General features: G+C 57.1%; 1 protein-coding gene. It reads right to left on the bottom strand.

Annotated elements, in window-relative coordinates; genetic code table 11:
- Window positions 1-245: 7TM domain-containing protein (locus tag KZZ04_RS20390; protein ID WP_306430597.1), on the bottom strand; the 245-nt coding region annotated here is incomplete at both ends.

The raw sequence follows: 245 nt of genomic DNA on the forward strand, positions 1-245 counted from the left end.
TCGCGAAACGCCAGGGCGATCAGCACCGGGGTAAAGGTGCCCAGGGTCTGCAGGCCGATCAGGTTGCGCAGGATCAGAATCACCAGCACGCCAATCGGGATCATCACCATGATCATGAAGGTCTGCTGGGTTTGCAGCGGCAGGCCGTACAGCGAATATTCGAGGAAGTTGGCGTCGGTATTTTCGTCAGTCAGCTTGGCCAGGCGAATGGCGTTCATTTCGCTGTTGTTCAGGCTGAAGGTCAC

The organism is Pseudoalteromonas sp. CR1 (assembly GCF_019392235.1).
In the GTDB taxonomy this organism is placed as follows: Bacteria; Pseudomonadota; Gammaproteobacteria; order Enterobacterales; family Alteromonadaceae; genus Pseudoalteromonas.